The 4,716-nt window shown below is 73.5% G+C and carries 4 protein-coding genes; all 4 read right to left on the bottom strand.

The features are described 5' to 3' along the window. The coding region (locus ACQKIP_RS40210) for a TSUP family transporter (RefSeq protein WP_427745305.1) at positions 1–363 on the bottom strand (363 nt) is incomplete at its 3' end. A gap of 79 nt (positions 364–442) precedes the next feature. Beyond that, entirely contained in the window at positions 443–1,960 is a 1,518-nt protein-coding gene (locus tag ACQKIP_RS40215; protein ID WP_365854983.1) for a long-chain-fatty-acid--CoA ligase, read from the bottom strand. A 99-nt stretch (positions 1,961–2,059) separates the two neighbouring features. Further along, positions 2,060–3,247, bottom strand: a complete 1,188-nt coding sequence (locus tag ACQKIP_RS40220) for a thiolase family protein (RefSeq protein WP_365854985.1) — start codon at positions 3,245–3,247, stop codon at positions 2,060–2,062. 201 nt (positions 3,248–3,448) lie between these two features. Next, on the bottom strand, positions 3,449–4,672 hold the full coding sequence (locus ACQKIP_RS40225) for an FAD-dependent oxidoreductase (RefSeq protein WP_365854987.1): 1,224 nt from the start codon (positions 4,670–4,672) through the stop codon (positions 3,449–3,451). Positions 4,673–4,716 lie beyond the last annotated feature (44 nt).

The raw sequence follows: 4,716 nt of genomic DNA on the forward strand, positions 1-4,716 counted from the left end.
GCGCCACACCGTCACCGCCGCCATCAGCAGGAGGATCGCCCCGATCGACGTACGGACGGCGGCGTCGCCGGCCCACATCAGGAAGACCGTGCCGACCACCACGCCGCCCGCGACGGCGGGGAACAGGCGCCACAGGGTCGGCCAGTGGGCGTGCCTGCGGTAGGTGAGGACCGCGAGGACGTCGCCCGCGATGAGGATGGGCAGCAGGACACCCGTGGAATCGCGGGCCGGCAGGACCGCGGCGAAGACGGCGAGGCTGACCGTGTTGGCCCCGCTGACGGCGGTCTTCGAGAAGCCGACGAGCAGCGCGGCCGCGGCGAGCGCGGCGAATTCCCACAGGGATACGTCGAGAGATATGTCCATGCCGGGAACAGATGCTAGGCCCAACTATCTCCGGGCCGTCCGGGGCGGTCACATCCTGGACGCCCGGACGGCCCCGACGCTACGCCCCGCTGTACGTGACGCGCAGCTCCCGCTTGAGGATCTTCATGCTGGGGCCGAGCGGCAGCTCGGCGGTGAATTCCACCCGGCGCGGGTACTTGTGGCGGCCCAGGTGCTCCTTGGACCACTCGGTGAGCCGCGCGGCGTCGGGGGCCGAGCCGGGCGCCGCGACGACGACGGCGCAGATCTCCTCGCCGTGCACGTCGTCGGGCAGGGCGATCACGGCGACGTGCGCGACGTCAGGGTGGCGCATCAGCACCTCCTCGACCTCGCGGGGGTAGACGTTGAAGCCGCCGCGGATGATGACGTCCTTCTTGCGGTCGACGATGGCCAGGAACCCGTCGGCGTCCTTGGTGCCGAGGTCCCCGGTGCGGAACCAGCCGTCGACGACGGCCTCGGCGGTGGCCTCCGGGCGCCCCAGGTAACCGGAGAAGACATTGTGGCCCCGGACCACGACCTCCCCCAGTTCCCCGGCGGGCAGCAGCTCGATCCGGCCCTCGACCTCGGCGCGGGCGATCTCCACGTCCACGCCCCACAGCGGGTGGCCGATGCTGCCCGCCTTTGTCCCGAAGACGGGCTGGTTCACGGAGGCGGTGGGCGAGGTCTCGGAGAGCCCGTATCCCTCGTAGACCGGTACGCCGAAGGCCTCCTCGAAGCGTTCCAGTACGGCCACGGGCAGCGAGGCTCCGCCGGAAACCGCGAGCCGCAGGGCGGGCAGGTCGGCGGCCGTGGCCGCCGCGGCCACGAGGTTCACGTACATCGTCGGCACCCCGTGGAAGGTGTTGACGCCCTCCGCCGCCATCAGTTCGACGGCCCGCGCGGCATCGAAGCGCGGCAGCAGCACGAGGGTGGCGCCCGCGCGCCAGGTGGCGTTCATGGAGACGGTCTGGCCGAAGGCGTGGAAGAGCGGGAGCGCGCCGAGCGCGATGTCGTCGCGGTGCACGTCGTGGGCGTCGAAGGCGCAGACCGTCGCGTTCATCACCAGGTTGAGGTGGCTGAGCACGGCTCCCTTGGGGACGCCCGTGGTGCCGCTGGTGTAGAACACGACGGCGGGGTCGTCGGCGTCACGTGAGGCATAGCCGGACAGCGGGTCGGCCGTGTGCGCCAGGGTCTCCAGCTCGCCGTCCCCGCCGAGGGTCAGCATCCGTACGCCGGTGGCGGTGGCGGCGGCCTTGCCCGTTTCGGCCTGCGCGGGGTGGCACAGGAGCAGGGTGGCGCCGCTGTCCCGCAGGACGTGCTCGACCTCTTCGGCCGAGAGCAGGAGGTGTACGGGGACGACGACGCCGCCCGCGGCGAGGATCGCGTAGTAGGCGCGCGGGAACTCGGCGGTGTTGGGCGCCATCAGGGCCACGCGGTCCCCCGGCCGGACCCCGAGTTCCACGAGTGCCGCCGCCTGAGTGCGGGCCTGCTCCCACAACTCGGCGAAGGTGAGCCGCAGTTCGCCCTCGACGAGGGCGGTGTGGTCCGGGCGGCGGCGGGCGGGCTCGGCGAGGATCGCGGCGAGGGACAGCGTGGCCATGGGTGGTGCTCCGTTTTCTTGCGTTCCTTGCGTTTTGTGCGGTCGTGCTTTTCGTGTGCGGCCACGCGTTTCGTGCGGCCTTGCGGGGAGGGGCAGAGATCAGCCGCGTTCGACGAGCAGCGCGCTGCCCTGGCCGACGCCCACGCACATCGTGGCGAGGCCGCGGGCCGCGCCGGTGCGGCGCATGCGGTGCAGGAGGGTGGTGAGGATGCGGGCGCCGGAGCAGCCGAGGGGGTGGCCGATGGCGATGGCGCCGCCGGTCGGGTTCACCAGCTCGGGGTCGATGCCGAGGGCGTCGACGCAGGCCAGGGCCTGGGCCGCGAACGCCTCGTTGAACTCGGCCTCCTGGAGGTCGCCGATGTCCCAGCCGACGCGGGCGAGCGCCTTGCGGGTGGCGGGGACGGGGCCGATGCCCATGACGTCCGGGTGCACACCGGCGGAGGCGCCGGCGGCGTACCGGCCCAGGGATTCGAGGCCGAGGTCGTTCAGGGCTTCCTCGCTGACCAGGAGGAGTCCGGCCGCGCCGTCGTTCATCGGCGAGGCGTTGCCCGCGGTGACGGTGCCGTCCTTGCGGAAGACGGGGCGCAGGCCGCTCAGCTTCTCGTACGAGGTGTCCTCACGGATGCATTCGTCGAGGTCGACGGTGGTGCCGTCGGGCCGCGTGACGGGGAGGATCTCGTCGTCGAAGTGGCCGTTCTTGCGGGCTTCGGCGGCGCGCTGGTGGCTGCGCAGGGCGAAGGTGTCCTGGCGCTCGCGGGTCACTCCGTAGCGCTCGGCGACTTCCTCGGCGGTCTCTCCCATGGCGAGGACGCCGTGCAGGTCCTTCATCGCGGGGTTGACCAGGCGCCACCCGAGGCGGGTGTCGGCGGTCTCCATCTTGTGCGGCAGCGCTTCGTCGGGGCGGGGCAGGACGAAGGGGGCGCGGCTCATCGACTCGGAGCCGCCCGCGAGGACGATGTCGGCTTCGCCGGACGCGATGGTGCGGGCGGCGGCGGTGACGGCTTCCATGCCGGAGGCGCAGAGCCGGTTCACCGTGGCGCCGGGGACGGATTCCGGGAGGCCCGCGAGGAGGGCGGCCATGCGGGCCACGTTGCGGTTGTCCTCGCCCGCCTGGTTGGCGGCGCCCCAGTAGATGTCGTCGATCCGGGCGGGGTCCAGCTCCGGCGTGCCCGCGAGGAGGCCGCGTACGACCGTGGCGGCGAGGTCGTCCGGGCGGACGGTGGAGAGGGTACCGCGGAGTTTGCCGATGGGGGTGCGGCGGGCTGCGGCGAAGTGGACTGGGCGCACGATACGGCTCCGGATCGTTTGCGGTCGTCGTCTCTGCGGGTGAGCGCTCGACGTTAATTAGCAGTGCTAGTTTTGGAGTGTACGGGCAGGTCGCGCTGCGGGGAAGAGCCGTCAGCCCTTGGGCGCCGTCATCACCGGCTTCGCCGAGTTCGTCCTCAAACGCCGGACGGGCTGAGAGATCCCCCGCCCGGCCTGGCAGGCCTAGCCCACGCCCACCCTCACCGCTCCCCCCTCCGCGTCCACCCGCCCCGTCCAGCCGCCCTCCAGGTACAGCCCCTGGTTCGGCAGTACCCGGCGGCGGATCCGCTGGCGGAACAGGTGGCGGCCGTTCTGGGTGACCTCCAGGACGGGGCGGGCCAGGGGTTGTGTCGTGCGCAGGATGAAGCGGGGTTCCGGTGCGTTCGGGGTGAGGCGGTTCGGGGCCACCCAGCACAGGGGGGTGTCGGCCAGCAGCGGTACGGCGTCGGCAGGCCATCCCGCGTTGTCCAGCCAGGCCCGTACCGACGCCGCGACCCGCTCGCCCTCCCCGGCGGCCACGCGCGCCGGCTCCACCGCGTGCACCCCGTTGCCCGCGGCGAAGACGCCGGGCGAGGCCGTGCGGAAGGAGCCGTCCACCGCGGGGCCGCGTGTTCCGGGGTCCAGGAGCACGCCGCCGCGGCGGGCCAGTTCGTGGTCGGGCACGAAGTCGCCGGTGAACACCACCGTGTCGCAGGCGAGCAGGCCCTGCCGTCCGTCGCGGTGCCGCAGCCGTACCCCCGAAAGCCGTCCGTGGCCCCGGAGTTCTGCCACCACGGCCCCGGTCACCAGCGGGACCCTGCCGATGCCGAGCCGGGCCGCCGTGGCCCGCGCCCGGCCCGCCTGGGCCCGCGCCTCCTGCGTGACGAGCGCGGCGACCTGCACCCCCGCGCGCCGCAGCGCCCCCAGCGCCTCGTAGCTGACCGGCTCCGCGCCCACGACGACCGCCCGGCTGCCGATCTCCTGTCCGTAGAGGTGGATCGCCTGCTGGAGTTCCCCGGTGGTGAACACGCCCGCCGGTCGTGTGCCCGGCACCAGGCGTGCCGTCCGCGGCCTCTCCCGTGCGCCCGTGGCCAGGACCACGGCGCGGGCGGTGATCCGTTCGAGGCCGTGCGGTCCCGTCGTGTCCAGCGAGAGCGGACCGTCCCACCCGGTGGCGGTGACGCCGGTCCGTACCGCCGCTCCGGCGCCCAGCGCGGCTTCGACGAGGCTCTCCGCGTACTGCGGTCCCGTCACTCCCCAGCGCCCGAACCCCCGGTGGTGGCAGTGGCGCGGCACTCCGCCGGCCCGCGCCTCCCGTTCGAGGACCTCCACGGTGCCCGCGCCCGCGGCGGAGAGACGGGCCGCCGCGGCGAGTCCCGCGGGGCCCCCGCCCACGACCAGGACGTCCACGTGCCGCTGCCGCCTCATCGCGCCGCCCCCGACTCGCCCCAGCCTTCGAAGAGTTCACGTAC

The organism is Streptomyces sp. NPDC059900 (assembly GCF_050270335.1).
Classification (GTDB): domain Bacteria; phylum Actinomycetota; class Actinomycetes; order Streptomycetales; family Streptomycetaceae; genus Streptomyces.

What these genes read in the sequence shown, in the direction of transcription:
- ACQKIP_RS40215 (WP_365854983.1), bottom strand. Translation starts at nt 1,960, where the DNA reads ATGGCCACGCTGTCCCTCGCCGCGATCCTCGCCGAGCCCGCCCGCCGC.
- ACQKIP_RS40225 (WP_365854987.1), bottom strand. Translation starts at nt 4,672, where the DNA reads ATGAGGCGGCAGCGGCACGTGGACGTCCTGGTCGTGGGCGGGGGCCCC.